At 69.1% G+C, this 15,940-nt stretch carries 16 protein-coding genes and 2 riboswitches; of the genes, 9 read left to right on the plus strand and 7 right to left on the minus strand.

The features are described 5' to 3' along the window. The first annotated feature begins 90 nt into the window (after positions 1-90). Together FFS10_RS13045 and FFS10_RS13050 are read left to right on the plus strand one after the other, a co-directional pair. Complete coding sequence (locus tag FFS10_RS13045; RefSeq protein ID WP_137894906.1) at positions 91-1,044, plus strand: LysR family transcriptional regulator; 954 nt, start codon at positions 91-93, stop codon at positions 1,042-1,044. A gap of 137 nt (positions 1,045-1,181) precedes the next feature. Continuing rightward, entirely contained in the window at positions 1,182-1,625 is a 444-nt protein-coding gene (locus FFS10_RS13050) for a ferritin-like domain-containing protein (protein WP_137894907.1), read from the plus strand. Positions 1,626-1,647: 22 nt separating this feature from the next. On the opposite strand, the gene FFS10_RS13055 is transcribed toward FFS10_RS13050, so the two are convergent. Next, positions 1,648-2,556 (minus strand): LysR family transcriptional regulator, encoded by a 909-nt coding sequence (locus FFS10_RS13055; RefSeq protein WP_137894908.1) that lies wholly within the window; start codon positions 2,554-2,556, stop codon positions 1,648-1,650. Positions 2,557-2,696: 140 nt separating this feature from the next. Here FFS10_RS13055 and FFS10_RS13060 point away from each other — a divergent pair, with 140 nt between their 5' ends. The 4 genes from FFS10_RS13060 (at position 2,697) to FFS10_RS13075 (ending at position 6,570) form a co-directional block, all read left to right on the plus strand. Continuing rightward, the gene (locus FFS10_RS13060) at positions 2,697-3,683 is read left to right on the plus strand and encodes an HlyD family secretion protein (protein WP_137894909.1); all 987 of its coding nucleotides are present in this window, start codon (positions 2,697-2,699) and stop codon (positions 3,681-3,683) included. Continuing rightward, positions 3,680-4,624 carry an ABC transporter ATP-binding protein gene (locus tag FFS10_RS13065; RefSeq protein ID WP_137894910.1) on the plus strand — a complete coding sequence of 315 codons (945 nt, stop codon included), beginning with the start codon at positions 3,680-3,682 and terminating at the stop codon, positions 4,622-4,624. The genes FFS10_RS13060 and FFS10_RS13065 overlap by 4 nt, the downstream gene beginning before the upstream one ends. Continuing rightward, the gene (locus FFS10_RS13070) at positions 4,621-5,754 is read left to right on the plus strand and encodes an ABC transporter permease (protein WP_137894911.1); all 1,134 of its coding nucleotides are present in this window, start codon (positions 4,621-4,623) and stop codon (positions 5,752-5,754) included. Before FFS10_RS13065 ends, FFS10_RS13070 begins: the two co-directional genes overlap by 4 nt. A 159-nt stretch (positions 5,755-5,913) precedes the next feature. Further along, on the plus strand, positions 5,914-6,570 hold the full coding sequence (locus FFS10_RS13075; RefSeq protein WP_137894912.1) for a DsbA family oxidoreductase: 657 nt from the start codon (positions 5,914-5,916) through the stop codon (positions 6,568-6,570). A gap of 16 nt (positions 6,571-6,586) precedes the next feature. Here the strand turns inward: FFS10_RS13075 and FFS10_RS13080 are convergent, their stop codons facing one another. Further along, complete coding sequence (locus FFS10_RS13080; RefSeq protein WP_137894913.1) at positions 6,587-6,991, minus strand: DoxX family protein; 405 nt, start codon at positions 6,989-6,991, stop codon at positions 6,587-6,589. A 367-nt stretch (positions 6,992-7,358) separates the two neighbouring features. Here FFS10_RS13080 and FFS10_RS13085 point away from each other — a divergent pair, with 367 nt between their 5' ends. The 3 genes from FFS10_RS13085 to FFS10_RS13095 all read left to right on the plus strand — a co-directional run bounded on the left by FFS10_RS13085 (position 7,359) and on the right by FFS10_RS13095 (position 9,212). Further along, positions 7,359-8,162: a DODA-type extradiol aromatic ring-opening family dioxygenase gene (locus tag FFS10_RS13085; protein WP_137894914.1), complete on the plus strand. Its 804-nt coding sequence runs from the start codon at positions 7,359-7,361 to the stop codon at positions 8,160-8,162. 20 nt (positions 8,163-8,182) lie between these two features. Then, positions 8,183-8,851 carry an alpha/beta hydrolase gene (locus FFS10_RS13090; protein ID WP_137894915.1) on the plus strand — a complete coding sequence of 223 codons (669 nt, stop codon included), beginning with the start codon at positions 8,183-8,185 and terminating at the stop codon, positions 8,849-8,851. A 142-nt stretch (positions 8,852-8,993) separates the two neighbouring features. Then, positions 8,994-9,212, plus strand: coding sequence for a DUF1059 domain-containing protein (locus tag FFS10_RS13095; protein ID WP_137894916.1), 219 nt, complete (start codon positions 8,994-8,996; stop codon positions 9,210-9,212). Between the two features lie 14 nt (positions 9,213-9,226). On the opposite strand, the gene gcvP is transcribed toward FFS10_RS13095, so the two are convergent. From gcvP to FFS10_RS13120, 5 genes are all read right to left on the minus strand, one after another. After that, positions 9,227-12,109 (minus strand): aminomethyl-transferring glycine dehydrogenase, encoded by a 2,883-nt coding sequence (gcvP, locus tag FFS10_RS13100; RefSeq protein ID WP_137894917.1) that lies wholly within the window; start codon positions 12,107-12,109, stop codon positions 9,227-9,229. Positions 12,110-12,171: 62 nt separating this feature from the next. Further along, the gene (gene gcvH / locus FFS10_RS13105) at positions 12,172-12,543 is read right to left on the minus strand and encodes a glycine cleavage system protein GcvH (RefSeq protein WP_137894918.1); all 372 of its coding nucleotides are present in this window, start codon (positions 12,541-12,543) and stop codon (positions 12,172-12,174) included. A 47-nt stretch (positions 12,544-12,590) separates the two neighbouring features. Next, positions 12,591-13,805 carry a glycine cleavage system aminomethyltransferase GcvT gene (gene gcvT, locus FFS10_RS13110; RefSeq protein ID WP_137894919.1) on the minus strand — a complete coding sequence of 405 codons (1,215 nt, stop codon included), beginning with the start codon at positions 13,803-13,805 and terminating at the stop codon, positions 12,591-12,593. A 45-nt stretch (positions 13,806-13,850) separates the two neighbouring features. Further along, positions 13,851-13,989: riboswitch (glycine riboswitch) on the minus strand. Between the two features lie 7 nt (positions 13,990-13,996). Continuing rightward, positions 13,997-14,102, minus strand: a riboswitch (glycine riboswitch). A gap of 59 nt (positions 14,103-14,161) precedes the next feature. Beyond that, a complete protein-coding gene (locus FFS10_RS13115) occupies positions 14,162-15,439 on the minus strand; it encodes a TRAP transporter large permease (RefSeq protein ID WP_137894920.1) in 1,278 nt (425 codons plus the stop codon). Further along, positions 15,436-15,930 carry a TRAP transporter small permease gene (locus tag FFS10_RS13120; protein ID WP_137894921.1) on the minus strand — a complete coding sequence of 165 codons (495 nt, stop codon included), beginning with the start codon at positions 15,928-15,930 and terminating at the stop codon, positions 15,436-15,438. Before FFS10_RS13120 ends, FFS10_RS13115 begins: the two co-directional genes overlap by 4 nt. Between the last annotated feature and the right edge of the window lie 10 nt (positions 15,931-15,940).

Below are 15,940 nucleotides of genomic sequence, written 5' to 3' on the forward strand. Positions count from 1 at the left end.
TGCATCAGGGCGCGATCGTAGGCAGCGTGGTACATGTTGTAAATTCAGTGCTTAAAATAGCTTTCATTGCATTTTTAAATGTTGAGACCCATGACCGAAGCCGACAGCGGCGATGCCGCCTACCTGGACGTCAAGCTGCTGCGCCTGCTGGACCTGCTCTACGGCACGCGCAGCGTGACGCGCGCGGCAGAGCGCCTGGGGCAGAGCCAGCCCACGGTCAGCATCTGGCTGGCACGGCTGCGCCGGCAACTCGGCGACCCGCTGTTCGTGCGCACGCCGGAGGGCATGCAGCCGACGCCGCGCGCCGATGCGCTGATCGCGACCGTGCGCGAGGTGCTGCAGGGCCTGCGCCGCCTGTCAGAGACCGAGGCGCGCTTCGATCCGGCCACGGCGCGGCGCGAATTCCGCATCTTCATGACCGACGCCAGCCATATCACGCTGCTGCCGCGCCTGTTCGCCCATGTGCGCGCGCTGGCGCCACTGGTGCGGCTGGAGGCGGCGGCCATCGATGCGCGCATGGTGCCGGCGCTGCAGTCGGGCGAGGGTGACCTGGCACTGGGCCTGGTGCCGGGACTGGAGGCGGGCTTCTACCAGCAGACTCTCTATGGCCAGGACTGGATCTGCCTGGCCAATGCGCGCCATCCGCGCATAGCCCAACGCTTCACGCTCAAGGACTACTCGGCCGAGGCCCATGTGGGCATCGTCTCGGGCACCGGCTACCAGTTGCTGGACGGCGCCCTCAAGGCCCAGGGCGTGGAGCGCCGGGTGCTGCTCGAACTGCCGGGCTTCCTCGGCCTGTCGGCCATCCTGTCCACCAGCGACCTGGTGGCCACGCTGCCGCGCCACATCGGCGAGACCCTGGCACAGTCGGCCGGCCTGCGCGTGCTGCCCTGTCCGCTCAAGATCCCGTCGTTCACGGTCAAGCAGTATTGGCACGCGCGCTACCACCACGACGCAGGCAATCGCTGGTTGCGCGGCCTCTGCGCCGAGCTGTTCCTTCAGTCGCCCAAAGTCTTGAGAGCGCCGCGCAAGTCCCCTTCCTGAAACCTGGCCGGTCGACCATGTACTGCTCGTCCCGGTTTCTGGTAATGGCGGGGCCCATCTGCTATACATCCAGAGGAACCGGCGCCGCCCGGCGGCACGTTGCGTCCAGACCTCAGACCCGCACGAGGAGACCCACCATGGACGAAAGCACGAAGAAAACCGCGATCGATACGCTCAACCGCATCCTCGAACTGGAACTGGCCGGCGTGGTGCGCTACACGCACTACTCGCTGATGGTGTTCGGCTATACCCGGATCCCGATCGTGTCCTGGTTCAAGGCCAATGCCGAGGAGGGCCTGGTCCACGCCCACCAAGCCGGTGAGCTGGTGACCTCGCTGGGCGGCCATCCCTCGCTGAAGATAGGTGAACTGATCGAGACCGCCAAGCACGACATCGGCGACATCCTGCGCGAGAGCCTGGAGCACGAGCAGAAGGCGCTCGACGCCTACTACGCGCTGCTGAAGATCGCGCAGGGCCATTCGGTGCTGCTCGAGGAGTACGCGCGCCAGATGATCGTCAAGGAAGAGATGCACCTCGACGAGGTCAACAAGATGCTCAAGCGGCCCGGCTCAGCCAAGTGAGCCGGGCGGCCGGCATTCCGATTCAGCGCCAGCCCGGTTGCTGGAAGGCCTGCACCAGGAAGTCCACCATGGCCCGCACCTTGGCCGAGAGGTGGCTGCGGCTGGGGTAGAGCGCCTGGATGTCCAGCCGAGGGCCTTGCCACTGCGGCAGGATTTCCACCAGGCGCCCGGCGCGCAGGTCGGCGCCCACCAGGAAGGCCGGTTGGTAGATCACGCCCTGATCGGCCAGTGCGGCCGCGCGGCAAGTGTCGCCGCTGTTGGTGCGCAGACGCGGCTGCGTGGTCACGCTGGCGCTGCGGCCTTCGGCGTCGCTGAAGGTCCAGACATCGCCGCCCGACCACCAGGAATAGGCCATCACGCGGTGCTGGGTCAGGTCCTGCGGCTGCCCGATCGGCGGCGCGTCGCGCAGGTAGGCTGGTGAGGCGCACAGCACGATGCGGTCGCTGGCCAGCGGGCGCGCCACCAACGTGCTGCTGGGCAGACGGCCGGCACGCGAGATGCGTACTGCGAGGTCGAAGCCTTCCTCCACCAGGTCGACCACGCGGTCGCTCAGCGTGATGTCGAGCTCCACCTGAGGGTGCAGCTTCAGGAACTCGCCCCACAGCGGCGCCAGATGCAGGTTGCCGAAGCTCAGCGGGGCGTTGAGCTTGAGCCTGCCGCGCGCGCTGGCCGTGGTCGCGCTGGCAGCGGCGTTGGCCTCGGCCAGGTCGTCCAGCAGCTGGCGGCAGCGCTCGAAATACGCCGCGCCCGTGTCGGTCAGCGAAAGCCTGCGCGTCGTGCGGTTGAGCAGCCGGGTGGCCAGCCGGGCCTCGAGTTCCAGCACCAGGCGCGACACCACGGCCTTGGACAGCGCCAGCCGCTCGGCGGCTTTCACGTAGCTGCCGGCCTGCACCACGGCGACGAAGGCTTCGATCTGGCGGAGTTGGTCCATGGCTCTGTCCCGGGGCGCACTTGAGGCTGGCTGGTCGGGGATGGATGCAATATCATGAAACCCGCCCCTTGAGCGCTTATTGAATCACACGGCCCTGGCGCCGGGCGCCTGGCCCAGACATCCCAACCAGCCGGGAGTCCATGATCGATCGACTGCGCATGCGCCATCGTGTTCTGCTGGCCAGCCTGCTCGTGGCCCTGCTGCCGGCCTGCGGCGACAAGCCGCCGGCCGGCTGGTCCGGCTATGCGGAGGGCGACTACATCCATGTGGCCGCGCCGCTGGGCGGCACATTGGCGACGCTCAGGGTGCAGGCGGGACAGGAAGTCAGGCGCGGCGAGCTGCTGTTCGCACTGGAAGCCGAGGCCGAGCGCGCCGCCAGCGAGGAGGCGGATGCGCGCCTGGCCCAGGCCCGCGCGCAGGCCGCCAACGCCGGCAAGGGGCGTCGCGAGGACGAGGTCGCCGTGACCTCCGCCCAGCTGGCCCAGGCCCGGGCCCAGGCCGAGCTGGCGCGCAGCGAGCTGGCGCGCCAGCAGCAATTGCTGGCACAGGGCTTCGTCTCGCCTGCCCGCATCGACGACGCGCGCGCGGCGGTGGCGCAAAGCCAGGCGCGCGTGGACGAACTCATGGCCGCCTTGCGCGTGGCGCGGCTGCCCGCGCGCGCCGACGAGCGCGCCGCCGCGCAGGCGCAGGTGGAGGCGGCCTGGCAGGCGCTGCGCCAAAGCGAGTGGAAAGAGCTGCAGAAGCGGCAGACGGCGCCCGCCGACGCGCGGGTGGAAGACGTCTTCTTTCGCCAAGGGGAATATGTGCCGCCCGGCCAGCCGGTGCTGGCCCTGCTGCCGCCCGGCCATGTCAAGGCGCGCTTCTTCGTGCCCGAGGCCGAGCTGGGCGCGCTGGCCCTCGGGCAGGCCGTTTGGCTGCACTGCGACGGCTGCGGCGCGCCGATCGCCGCGCGCGTCAGCCACATCGCGACGCAGGCCGAATACACGCCGCCCGTGATCTATTCGAATGCGCAACGCGCCAAGCTGGTCTTCCTGGTCGAGGCGCGTCCGCTGCCGCAGGAGGCCCTGCGCCTGCACCCGGGGCAGCCGCTGGATGTGCGGTCCCAGCGCGGAGGGCGCGCACCATGAGCGAGCTGGCCATCGACGTCACCGGACTGACCAAGCGCTATGGCGGGCGCAGCGTGGTGGACGACCTGCGCCTGCAGGTCGGGGCCGGCCGCATCTGCGGCTTCCTGGGCCCGAACGGCAGCGGCAAGACCACCACCATCCGCATGCTGTGCGGCCTGCTGACGCCCGATGCGGGGCAGGGCCGTTGCCTGGGGCTGGACATCCTGCGCGATGCGGCGGCGATCAAGCGGCAGGTCGGCTACATGACGCAGAGGTTCGGCCTCTATGAAGACCTGTCGATCCGCGAAAACCTGGACTTCGTGGCCCGCCTGTTCCAGCTGCCGGACCGCCGCGCGGCGGTGGCGCAGGCGCTGGAGCGCCTGGGGCTGGTCGAGCGCCAGCGGCAGCTGGCCGGCACGCTGTCGGGCGGCTGGAAGCAGCGGCTGGCGCTGGCCGCCTGTCTGATCCACGAGCCGCGCCTGCTGCTGCTCGACGAGCCCACCGCGGGGGTGGACCCCAAGGCCAGGCGCGAGTTCTGGGACGAGATCCACCGCCTGGCGGCGCGCGGCATCACGGTGCTGGTCTCCACCCACTACATGGACGAGGCCGAGCGCTGCCATGAGCTGGTCTACATCGCCTACGGCAGGGTGCTGGCGCGCGGCACCGAGCGCGAGATCATCGAGCAGTCGGGCCTGCATGTCTGGTCGGTGCAGGGGGAGGGGATGGAGGCCCTGGTGGAGCCGCTCAAGGCGGCACCCGGCGTGCTCAGCGTGGCGGCGTTCGGCAACGCGGTGCACGTGGCAGGGCAGGACCCGGCCCTGCTGGACGCGGCGCTGGAGGACCTGCGCGCGCGGCCGCAATTGCAGGTGCAGCCGGCGCGGGCGAACCTGGAGGACGTGTTCATCAGCCTGATCGCGCGCACGCCAGACCCCTTTGCCGGCACCGGCGCGGGGCGCGCATGATGGACTTTTCGCTGCGCCGCGTGCTGGCGGTCTTCATCAAGGAGTTCCAGCAGATGCTGCGCGAGCGCCTGACCTTCGGCATGGCCGTGGGCGTGCCGGTCCTGCAACTGGTGCTGTTCGGCTATGCCATCAACACCGACCCCAAGGGCCTGCCCACGGCCGTGGTCGCCGCCGACAGCGGGCCGCTGTCGCGCAGCATCGTGGCCGCGCTGCAGAACACCGGCTATTTCCGCGTCACGCACCAGGGGCAGAGCCAGGCCCGGGCCGAAGCGCTGATCGAGACCGGCCAGGTTCAGTTCATGGTGGTGATCCCGAGCGACTTCAGCCGCCGCGTGGTGCGCGGCGAGAAGCCGGCCCTGCTGGTGTCGGCGGACGCCACCGACCCTTCGGCCTCGGGCAACGCGATCGCGGCGCTCGATGCGGTGGCCGCGCAGGCCCTGCGGCACGACCTGAGGGGCCCGCTGCGCCCGCTCGATCCCGGGCAGGCGCCCTACGAGGTGATCGTGCACCGGCGCTACAACCCCGAGGGGCTGTCCCGCTACAACATCGTGCCGGGCCTGATCGGCACCATCCTCACCATGACCATGGTGATGCTGACCTCCCTGGCCATGACGCGCGAGCGCGAGCGCGGCACCATGGAAAACCTGCTCGCGACGCCGGTCCGCCCGTCGGAGGTGATGCTGGGCAAGATCCTGCCCTATGTGCTGGTCGGCTACATCCAGCTGGGCGTGATCGTGGGGGCGGCCTGGCTGCTGTTCGACGTGCCCATGGTGGGCAGCCTCACGCTGCTCATGGCCATGATCGGCGTTTTCATCCTGGCCAACCTGGGCGTGGGCTTCACCTTCTCCACGCTGGCGCGCAACCAGCTGCAGGCGATGCAGATGACTTTCTTCTTCTTCCTGCCCAGCATCCTGCTCTCGGGCTTCATGTTCCCCTTCCGCGGCATGCCGCGCTGGGCGCAGGGGCTGGGCGAACTGCTGCCGCTGACGCATTTCCTGCGCATCGTGCGCGGCATCATGCTCAAGGGCAGTCAGGCGACGCAGCTGTGGTCCGAGCTCTGGCCGATGCTGGCCTTCCTGGCGGTGGCCGGCCTGGTGGCGCTCAAGCGCTACCGCAAGACCCTGGACTGAGATGAAACGCCCCCACGCGCAACACTTTGTGTATTCGCTGCCCCCCGAGGGGGCTCGGGCTTACCTTGGGGCGGCCCGGTGGAAGGCCTGATATGGCCCGCGCGCCGGATGCTAGGATCAAGTCAGGCCCCGCCCAGTCCTTGATTCCAACCTGTTCCCATGACCGCCACGCTCAAGATCGATTTCGTTTCCGACGTTTCCTGCCCCTGGTGCGCGATCGGCCTGGGTGCCCTGGAGGAGGCGCTGCGGCGGCTGCAGGCCGAAGTGCAGGCCGAGCTGCATTTCCAGCCCTTCGAGCTCAATCCGCAGATGGGTCCCGAGGGCCAGGACATCACCGAGCACCTGACGCAGAAATACGGCTCCACGCCCGAGCAGCAGGCGCAGATCCGCGAGCGCATCCGCCAGCGCGGGGCCGAGGTCGGCTTCACCTTCCGGCCCGAGGGGCGCGGCCGCATCTGGAACACCTTCGATGCGCACCGCCTGCTGCTGTGGGCCGGAAGCGAAGGGCAGCCCGGCCGGCAGCAGGCGCTCAAGAAGGCCTTGCTCGAGGCCTACCACGGCCGCGCCGAAAGCCCCGCGTCGCACGAGGTGCTGCTGCGCCTGGTGGACGAAGCGGGGCTGGACAAGGCGCGCGCCCGCGCCATCCTGCAGGGCGACGAATACGCGCAGCAGGTGCGCGAGCGCGAGCAGTTCTACGCGCAGGCCGGCATCCACTCGGTGCCGGCCGTCATCGTGAACGAGCGCCACCTGATCTCGGGCGGCCAGCCGCCCGAGGTGTTCGAGCAGGCGCTGCGGCAGATCGCCGCAGGCGCATGAGCCGGGCCCGGCCCGCTCAGTTCAGCCGGCTGGCGTTGCCGCCCAGGCTGAGCTTGCCGGCGCCCAGCAGCATGACGCTCAGGGCCGTGACGAAGTAGAAGGCCTGCAGTTCCAGGGCCCAGCCGCCGCCGCGCGTGAGCTCGCCCCACTGGCCCATGTGCGCCAGCAGCACCGCGACCACCATGTTGAGGGCCATCACCAGCGCGGCCGGCCGGGTCCACAGGCCCACGATCACCAGCAGCGGTGCCAGCACCTCGCCCACGTAGACCAGGTATCCGAGGGCCGGGGGCAGGCCGGTCTTGGCCACCATGGCCAGGATGCCGGCCGGCCCGGCGATCAGCTTGGCGATGCCGTGCAGCAGCATGAGGATGCCGAGGTTGAGTCGGAGAACGAGCTTGGCGAGGTCTAGGGTGTTGGGCATGTACTGCTTCTGAAAGGATGAAGGGATGTGCCGACACAGTCGGCGAGAGATGGGAGCCTTGGGGGCGGGAATTGGTTCCACGCTCAGTGCGTGCCGCCCGCCGGCATGTTCTTGCCCAGGCTTCAGGGCACGATGGTGGTGAACAGGTAGACCGCGCAGATCACCAGGTGCACCATGCCCTGCAGCACCGTGGTGCGGCCGGTGCCGAACGATTCTCACACAGCCTCCCGGCGTGGCCGGCCGGCGGCGAACAAGCCCCGGAATGTCTCGGGAATAAAGACAATCTGTCCTGTCGGACCGTGTTTATCTTTGTGGTCAAAGTTCCTACAGTGAGGCCTTCGATACGCATTCCTGAAAGGACGCTTCCATGCCGGCCCCGCTGATTCCCAGTCTCTTCGTCTCGCACGGCGCGCCGCTGTTTGCGCTCGACGCCGGCAGCACCGGGCCCGCGCTGCAGGCCTGGGCCCAGGCCCAGGCGCCGGCCCAGGCCTTGCGTGGCATCGTGCTGGTGTCGCCGCACTGGATGGCGCGCCAGCCGGCCGTGATGAGCAACCCCCAGCCGGCCACCTGGCACGATTTCGGCGGTTTTCCCGCGGCGCTCTACCAGCTGCAGTACCCGGCGCCGGGCAGCCCCGCACTGGCCGGCGAGGTGCTGGGCCTGCTGGCTGAGGCCGGCATTGCGGCGCGGCCCGACGAGCAGCGGCCGTTCGACCATGGCGCCTGGGTGCCGCTGATGCACCTGTACCCGCAGGCCCAGGTGCCGGTGGTGCAGGTCGCGCTGCCGGTCGGTGACGGCCCCCGCGAGTTGTTCGCCATGGGCCAGGCCCTGGCGCCGCTGCGCGCACAAGGCGTGCTGCTGGTCGGCTCGGGCAGCATGACGCACAACCTGGCCGAGTTCTTCGGCGGCGCGCGCGAGCCTGCGCCCTACGTGATCGAATTCAGCCGCTGGGTCGAGTCGGCCATCGAGCGCGGCGACCGCGAGGCCTTGCTGGGCTACCGCGAGCTCGCGCCGCATGCCAAGCGCGCCCATCCGAGCGAGGACCATTTCCTGCCGCTGTTCTTCGCGCTGGGCGCGGCCGGCTGGGGTGGCGCGGCGCCGGTGCGGGCCGAGTACCTGAGTCGCGAGGTCATGTATGGCATGCTGGCCATGGACGCCGTGGCCCTGCATTGATTCCAAGGAGTGAACACGAGATGACCAACCCCAACCCCCCGGCGCTCGCCTTCCTGGAACGGCCGGCCGCCGCCACCACCGCCGAGCCCTGGCTGCTGGTGCTGATGCATGGCGTGGGCAGCAACGAGCAGGACCTGTTCGGCCTAGCCCCCCATGTCCCGCCGCAGTTCCATGTGATCAGCCTGCGCGGCCCCTTCGCGCTCGGGCAGGGCAGCTACGCCTGGTTCCAGTTCAGCGTCGCGCCCGACGGCTCGCGCCGCATCCACCAGGCGCAGGAGGCCACCAGCCGCGCTGCCATCGCACAGGCCGTGCAGGACGCCACCGAGCGCCTGGGCGTGCCGCCGTCGCGCGTCGTGCTGGGCGGCTTCAGCCAGGGCGGGATCATGTCGCTGAGCCTGCTGCTGACCCAGCCGGCGCTGCTGCAGGCCGCCATGGTGCTGCACAGCCGACTGCTGCCCGAGATCGCCCCGTTCGTCGCGCCGGCTGCTGCATTGCAGGGCAAGCAGCTCTGGGTCAGCCACGGCCAGCAGGACCAGGTGATACCGCTGGCTGAAGCCCACGGGATCCAAGCCCATGCGGCCAAGCTGCCGCTGACCCTGCGCTACAGCGAATATCCGGGCGGCCACGAGATCCGGCCCGGGGAATTGCAGCGGGCCATGCAATGGCTGGGGGGCCTGGCGGCAGCCTGAGCCTGCGCCAGGCTTGTGCGGCCCGTTTTTTGGCCTATAAATCAAGCAGAAGAATGAGAGTTTGCAGAGGGCCCGACCGAGCGAGGGAGAGGTCGGATGCCAGTGCCGGGCCTCGCATCATGAACTGACGCTGGAGGTTGTCATGACACGCAAATACATCGATTGCCGCGAGTTCCCCAGCGAGTCCAACTGCACGGTGGCACTGTGCGCGGACGGGGACGAGGAACTGCTCGAGGCGGCCGTGCAGCATGCGGTCGCGGTGCACAAGCACGAGGATTCGCCGGAGCTGCGTGCGCAGATACGGCAGTTGTTCAAGGAGGGCACGCCTCCGGTCGAGGCGCCCGCGAAACAGGCGGCCTGAGCCGCCCGTTCTGATCAGGCGTAATCGTTGACCGGCACGCAGCTGCAGAACAGGTTGCGGTCGCCGTAGACGTTGTCGACCCGGCCGACCGGCGGCCAGTATTTGGCATGCTGGCGGCGCGATTGGCTGGCCGCGCCGACCTCGCGTGCATAGGCGCGTTGCCATTCGGCCGTCATCAGACTGTCCGCGGTGTGCGGGGCGTTCTTGAGCGGGTTGTCGTCCTGCGGCCAGACGCCTTGTTCGACCTGCCGGATTTCCCCGCGGATCGCGATCATCGCGTCGATGAAGCGGTCGAGTTCTTCCAGCGTCTCGCTCTCGGTCGGCTCGACCATCAGCGTGCCGGCGACGGGGAAGGACAGCGTGGGGGCATGGAAGCCATAGTCCATCAGGCGCTTGGCCACGTCTTCGGCGCTCACGCCGCTGCTGTCCTTGAGCGGGCGCAGGTCCAGGATGCACTCATGGGCCACATGGCCGTTTTGGCTCGCGTACAGCGTGGGGTAGTGGCTGGCCAGGCGCTTGCTGATGTAGTTGGCGGCCAGGATGGCGGCCTCGGTCGCGTGGCGCAGGCCCTCGGCACCCATCATGCGCACGTACATCCAGGAAATCGGCAGCACGGCGGCATTGCCCAGCGGCGCGGCCGAGACGGCGCCCACGCCGTGGCTCTTGACGCCGCCCGTGGCATGGCCGGGCAGGTAGGGCACCAGGTCCTCCACCACGCAGACCGGGCCCACGCCGGGGCCGCCGCCGCCGTGCGGGATGCAGAAGGTCTTGTGCAGGTTCAGGTGGCTGACGTCGCCGCCGAACTCGCCCGGCGCGGCCACGCCGACCAGGGCGTTCATGTTGGCGCCGTCCACGTAGACCCGGCCGCCGTGGCGGTGCACCAGGGCGCAGAGCTCCTTGACCTGGGTCTCGAACACGCCGTGCGTGCTGGGGTAGGTGATCATCACGCAGGACAGCTTGGCCGCGTGCTGCTCGCACTTGGCGGCCAGGTCGGCCAGGTCCACGTTGCCCATGGCGTCGCAGGCCGTCACGACGACTTGCATGCCGACCATCTGCGCGCTGGCCGGGTTGGTGCCGTGGGCCGAGGAGGGGATCAGGCAGATGTTGCGGTGGCCCTGGCCCTGCGCCGCGTGCCAGGCCTGGATGGCCAGCAGGCCCGCGTACTCGCCCTGCGAGCCGGCGTTGGGCTGCAGGCTGATGCCGGCATAGCCGGTGGCCTGGCACAGCCAGGCGCGCAGCTGTTCGTCGAGCTCACGGTAACCCTCGAGCTGCTCGGCCGGGGCGAAGGGGTGGACCTGGGCGAACTCGGGCCAGGTGACGGGGATCATCTCGCTGGTGGCGTTGAGCTTCATGGTGCAGCTGCCCAGCGGGATCATGCTGCGGTCCAGCGCCAGGTCCTTGTCGGCCAGGGCGCGGATGTAGCGCAGCATGCCGGTCTCGGAGTGGTAGCGGTTGAACACCGGGTGGGTCAGAAAGTCGCTGGCGCGGCGCAGCTCGGCCGGGATCAGCGGCTCCACGCCTTTCTCGAAGGCCTCGAAGCCCGGCAGGGCCTGGCCGGGCTTGGCGAACAGCTTCCACAGCAGGGCCAGGTCGTCGCGCGTGGTGGTCTCGTCCAGCGAGATGCTCAGCGAGCTTTCGGAGTCGAGGCGCAGGTTGGCGTGCGCCGCGCGGGCCGAGGCCGCGATCGAATGCGTGGCGTCGCCGGTCAGCACGGTGAGCGTGTCGAAGGCCGTGTCCTGCGCCAGCGCATGGCCGAGCTGCTTCAGGCCCTGGGCCAGGATGGCCGTGTAGCTGGCCACGCGCTGTGCGATGCGCCTGAGGCCCTGCGGACCGTGGTAGACCGCGTACATGCTGGCGACCACGGCCGGCAGCACCTGGGCCGTGCAGATGTTGGAGGTGGCCTTCTCGCGCCGGATATGCTGCTCGCGCGTCTGCAGAGCCAGGCGGTAGGCCGGGTTGCCGTGCACGTCCACGCTGACGCCGACCAGGCGGCCCGGCATGGAGCGCTTGTAGGCGTCGCGGCAGGCCAGGTAGGCGGCGTGCGGGCCGCCCGCGCCCATGGGCATGCCCAGGCGCTGGGTGGTGCCGAGCACGATGTCGGCGTCCCATTCGCCGGGCGGCACCAGCAGGGTCAGGGCCAGCAGGTCGGCCGCGACGCAGAGCGCGGCCTCCTTGGCGTGCACCCGCGCGGCCAGGGCGCGCAGGTCGCGCACCGCGCCGCCGGTGGCGGGGTACTGCACCAGCACGGCGAAGGCCTCGCCCTGGGCCAGCAGTTCGTCCACCTCGCCGACCGCGACCTCGAAGCCCAGCGGCTTGGCTCGGGTCTGGATCACCTCCAGGGTCTGGGCATGGCAGTCGGCCGCGACGATGAAGCGGTTGGATTTGGACTTGACCGAGCGCCTGGCCAGGGTCATGGCCTCGGCCGCCGCGGTGGCCTCGTCGAGCATGGAGGCGTTGGCGATGGGCATGCCCGTGAGGTCGCAGACCATGGTCTGGAAGTTGACCAGGGCTTCCATGCGGCCCTGCGAGATCTCGGCCTGGTAGGGCGTGTAGGCGGTGTACCAGGCGGGGTTCTCCAGGATGTTGCGCAGGATCACGCCCGGGGTGTGCGTGCCGTAGTAGCCCTGGCCGATGAAGCTGCGGAAGACCTGGTTCTTCTGCGCCATGGCCTTGAGCTCGGCCAGCGCGGCCGCCTCGGTCACCGGCGGCGGCAGCTGCATGTCGCTGGCGCGCGCGATGCTGCGCGGCACGATGCTCTCGATCAGCGCGCGGCGCGAGGCCTCGCCGATCACCGACAGCATCATGCGCTCGTCGGCCTCGCTGATGCCGATGTGGCGCGCGATGAATTCAGAGGGGTTTTCGAGTTCGCCTAGGGGCTTGGCGGTGGGCATCAGCATGGGGGGCTCCGGTCAAAACGCTGTGCAAGGGGCGCTGTGGCCAGCGGCCCTCACGCAGCGCTTTAGGCGTTCTTGCTGAACTCGGTGTAGGCGGTCTCGTCCAGCAGCGCGTCCAGCTGCGAGGCGTCGGCCAGCTTGACCTTGAAGAACCAGCCGGCACCCAGCGGGTCGCTGTTGGCCAGGGAAGGGTCGGTGCGCAGGGCCTCGTTGACCTCGGTGACCTCGCCGGAGATCGGCATGTAGACGTCGGCCGCGGCCTTGACGGACTCGACCACGCCGGCCACGTCCTTTTGCGCGTAGCTCTTGCCGACCTCGGGCAGGTCCACGAAGACCACGTCGCCCAGCGCGTCCTGGGCGTGCTCGGTGATGCCGACGACGGCAGTGCCGCCCTCGACCTTGATCCACTCGTGGTCCTCGGTGTATTTGATGCTCATGGGTTTCTCCTGGGAAAAGTTGGGGGCGGGCGATCCGCCGCGCGGGCTCAGCCGCGGTAATAGCGGGTCGGGACGAAGGGCATGGCGCTGACCTCCATGGGCACGGGCTTGCCGCGCACCATGGCGTTCAGGCGCGTGCCCGCCGCCGCGTATTCTGCGCCCACATAGGCCATGGCCACGGGCTGGTCTATGGTCGGGCCGAGCAGGCCGCTGGTGACCTCGCCGACGCGCTGGCCATCCGGGTTCTGCAGCTCCACATGCTCGCGCACCGGCACGCGCTCCAGCGCGATCAGGCCCACGCGCTTGCGCGCGGGCGGGGCCTGGCCGTCGAGCTGGGCCAGTACACGCTCTGCGCCCGGGAAGCCGCCGGCGCGCGCACCGCCGCTGCGGCGCACCTTCTGGATGGCCCAGGTCAGGGCCGCCTCGACCGGCGTGGTCTGGGTGTCGATGTCGTTGCCGTAGAGGCACAGGCCGGCTTCCAGGCGCAGCGAGTTGCGCGCGCCCAGGCCTATGGGCTTGACCTCGGGCTGGGCCAGCAGGGCGCGCGCCAGGGCCTCGGCCTGGTCCTGGTGCACCGAGATCTCGAAGCCGTCCTCGCCGGTATAGCCGCTGCGCGTGACGAAGAGCTCGGTGCCGTTCCAGGCGAAGCTGGCGCCGCTCATGAACACCAGGGCCTCGACGCCGGGCAGCAGGCGCGCCAGCGCCGTGACGGCCTGCGGGCCCTGCAGCGCGAGCAGGGCGCGCTCTGGCAGGGGGCGGACCTGGCAGCGCTTGCCTATCTTGGCCTGGATATGGGCGATATCACCGGCCTTGCAGGCACCGTTGACGACCACGAAGATATTGCCCCCACGCTCGCTCGTTGCACGTGGCTCGCTGCCCCCCGAGGGGGCCCTCGCTTCTTGGGGCGGCCCGGCGAAGCTCGCGTCGTCCCCGCAGTTGAAGAACATCAGGTCGTCGATGATGCCGCCCTCGTCATTGAGCAGCAGGCCGTAGCGCTGCTTGCCCACCGGCAGGTCGACCACGTCGACCGGCATCAGGGTCTCGAAGGCCGCGGCGGCCTCGGGGCCGACCAGGCGCAGCTGGCCCATGTGCGAGACGTCGAACAGGCCGGCCGCATTGCGCGTGTGGTGGTGCTCGGCCATCAGGCCCGCGGGGTACTGCACCGGCATGTGGTAGCCGGCGAAGGGCACCATGCGCGCTCCCAGTTCGAGGTGCAGGGCGTGCAGCGGGGTGGTCAGCAAATTGGCGTCAGCGGCGGACATGGCGTATTCCTTCAAGGGCATGCGTCGACCATGGCGGTGCCATGGGCTGCCCTCGCTGTCCGCTTTACCTGAGAGATTCGCCGGGCCTGCATGCCCGGCGGCGCCAGGGCAGACTGCGGTTTGCTCCTTCGGTGGGCCCTGCCGGCGGCTGCGCCGGGCCGGGCCTCTCTCCAGTGAGGAAACGTCCTTGCGGACGCTCGTCAGTCCTTTTGCCTGAGCGTTCAGGGCCCTTGCGGGCCTCCTGCGCCTTCGGCGGCCCTCCCCTTGCGGGGGAGGGCTCTCTCCTGACAGGGCGAGATTCTACTACCGCGCCGCCGGGCCGCGACCCACACGAAGTGGGGGAGCGTGGGGGCGCGCTACTTTGCGTAGACCAGATCGCGCAGGCCCAGCGACAGGCCCGGCACGTAGGTGATGACCATCAGGCAGGCCAGCACCACCAGCACGAAGGGAATCAGGTCCCGGATCATGCGGTCCAGCGAGATGCGCGCCACGGTGCAGGCGGCGAACAGGTTGACGCCGAACGGCGGGGTGATCATGCCCAGCGCCAGGTTCACGACCATGACCAGGCCGAAGTGCACCGGGTCGATGCCGAAATGCTGGGCCACGGGCGCGAGGATGGGGGCGAGCACGATGATGGCGGCGCTGGTCTCGATGAACATGCCGATCACGAACAGCGCGGCGTTGACACCGAGCAGGAAGTAGGCCGGCGACTTCAGCACTTCCTGCAGCCACAGGCCGATGGCCTCGGGCACGCCGGCCCGCGTGATCAGGAAGGCGAACAGGCCGGCGTTGGCGATGATGAACATGATCACCGCGCTGGACAGCACCGACTTGCGCAGGATGTGATACAGGTCCGCGATCTTGATTTCGCGGTAGATCAGCATGCCGACGATCAGCGCGTAGAAAACGGCCACGGCCGAGGCCTCGGTGGGGGTGAATACGCCTCCGTAGATGCCGCCCAGGATGATGACCGGCATCATCAGCGCCCAACCGGCCTGCCAGGTCGCCTTGCCGAAACCGAGACGCCCGTCGCCGTCGTTCTTGCCCCAGCCCTTGTACTTGCAATAGACCCAGACGAACAGCATCAGCGCGCCGCCAATCAGGAGGCCCGGGCCGAAGCCGGCGATGAACAGCTCGCCGATCGACACTTCCGCGCTGACCCCGTACAGGATCATGGGGATGGACGGCGGGATGATCACGCCGAGCTCGGCGCTGGTGGCCTGCAAGGAGGCTGCGTAGGTGGTCGGATAGCCGTGCTTGATCAGCGCGGGGATCAGGATGGCGCCGATGGCGAAGGTGGTCGCCACCGAGGAGCCCGAGACCGCGGCGAAGATCATGCAGGTAAGCACGCAGGTCATGGGCAGGCCGCCCTGCACGCCGCCGACGATGCTCTTGGCGAACTCGACCAGGCGGCGCGAGATGCCGCCGGTCTCCATGATGTTGCCGGCCAGGATGAAGAAGGGAATGGCGGCCAGCGGAAACTTGTTGATCGAGTTGAACATCTCCTTGACGGAGATCAGCATGTGGGCATTGCTCACCTGGATGCCCAGGATGGCAGCCAGGCCGATCGAGACGGCCACGGAAACGGTGAGTGCGAAGCACACCACCATGGTGGTCAGCATGGCGGCGGTCATTGCGCGGTCTCCAGTTCGAGGCGCTGGGGATCCAGCAGGTTGCCGAGGATGCCGATCACGGCGAACAGTCCGCCGACCGGCATGGCAAGGTAGGCCCAGAACATGGACACGTCCTCCAGGCCGATCATGGTCTGCACCTTGCCGCGGTTGGCATAGTCCCAGCCCCACCAGATGATGACGGCAACCAGGGCCAGGGCAGCCAGGCAGACCACGGTGTCGAGCAGGCGGCGGATGCGCGGCGGGCTCCAGCGGTACAGCACGTCCACGCTGACCATGGCGCCCTGGCGGAAGGCCATGGGAATGCCGAGGAACACCATCCAGATCAGGCTGAAGCGGATGATGACCTCGGTCCATTCGGCCGGAGTCTCGAGAACGAAGCGCGTGACGATCTGGAACACGCCCAGGCTGGCGGCCAGGGCCATCATGGCGCAGGCCGCCGCCATGGAGAAGCCGGTCGTCCAGCGCTCCAGTGCGAGGAATTTGTTTTTCATGGAGGCAATC

The organism is Ramlibacter sp. 2FC (assembly GCF_005503345.1).
Taxonomy (GTDB): domain Bacteria; phylum Pseudomonadota; class Gammaproteobacteria; order Burkholderiales; family Burkholderiaceae_C; genus SCMQ01.

What these genes read in the sequence shown, in the direction of transcription:
- FFS10_RS13050 (WP_137894907.1), top strand. Translation starts at nt 1,182, where the DNA reads ATGGACGAAAGCACGAAGAAAACCGCGATCGATACGCTCAACCGCATC.
- FFS10_RS13090 (WP_137894915.1), top strand. Translation starts at nt 8,183, where the DNA reads ATGACCAACCCCAACCCCCCGGCGCTCGCCTTCCTGGAACGGCCGGCC.
- gcvH (WP_137894918.1), bottom strand. Translation starts at nt 12,543, where the DNA reads ATGAGCATCAAATACACCGAGGACCACGAGTGGATCAAGGTCGAGGGC.
- FFS10_RS13115 (WP_137894920.1), bottom strand. Translation starts at nt 15,439, where the DNA reads ATGACCGCCGCCATGCTGACCACCATGGTGGTGTGCTTCGCACTCACC.
- FFS10_RS13070 (WP_137894911.1), top strand. Translation starts at nt 4,621, where the DNA reads ATGATGGACTTTTCGCTGCGCCGCGTGCTGGCGGTCTTCATCAAGGAG.
- FFS10_RS13095 (WP_137894916.1), top strand. Translation starts at nt 8,994, where the DNA reads ATGACACGCAAATACATCGATTGCCGCGAGTTCCCCAGCGAGTCCAAC.
- FFS10_RS13055 (WP_137894908.1), bottom strand. Translation starts at nt 2,556, where the DNA reads ATGGACCAACTCCGCCAGATCGAAGCCTTCGTCGCCGTGGTGCAGGCC.
- FFS10_RS13045 (WP_137894906.1), top strand. Translation starts at nt 91, where the DNA reads ATGACCGAAGCCGACAGCGGCGATGCCGCCTACCTGGACGTCAAGCTG.
- FFS10_RS13080 (WP_137894913.1), bottom strand. Translation starts at nt 6,991, where the DNA reads ATGCCCAACACCCTAGACCTCGCCAAGCTCGTTCTCCGACTCAACCTC.
- FFS10_RS13120 (WP_137894921.1), bottom strand. Translation starts at nt 15,930, where the DNA reads ATGAAAAACAAATTCCTCGCACTGGAGCGCTGGACGACCGGCTTCTCC.
- FFS10_RS13065 (WP_137894910.1), top strand. Translation starts at nt 3,680, where the DNA reads ATGAGCGAGCTGGCCATCGACGTCACCGGACTGACCAAGCGCTATGGC.
- FFS10_RS13060 (WP_137894909.1), top strand. Translation starts at nt 2,697, where the DNA reads ATGATCGATCGACTGCGCATGCGCCATCGTGTTCTGCTGGCCAGCCTG.
- FFS10_RS13075 (WP_137894912.1), top strand. Translation starts at nt 5,914, where the DNA reads ATGACCGCCACGCTCAAGATCGATTTCGTTTCCGACGTTTCCTGCCCC.
- gcvT (WP_137894919.1), bottom strand. Translation starts at nt 13,805, where the DNA reads ATGTCCGCCGCTGACGCCAATTTGCTGACCACCCCGCTGCACGCCCTG.
- FFS10_RS13085 (WP_137894914.1), top strand. Translation starts at nt 7,359, where the DNA reads ATGCCGGCCCCGCTGATTCCCAGTCTCTTCGTCTCGCACGGCGCGCCG.
- gcvP (WP_137894917.1), bottom strand. Translation starts at nt 12,109, where the DNA reads ATGCTGATGCCCACCGCCAAGCCCCTAGGCGAACTCGAAAACCCCTCT.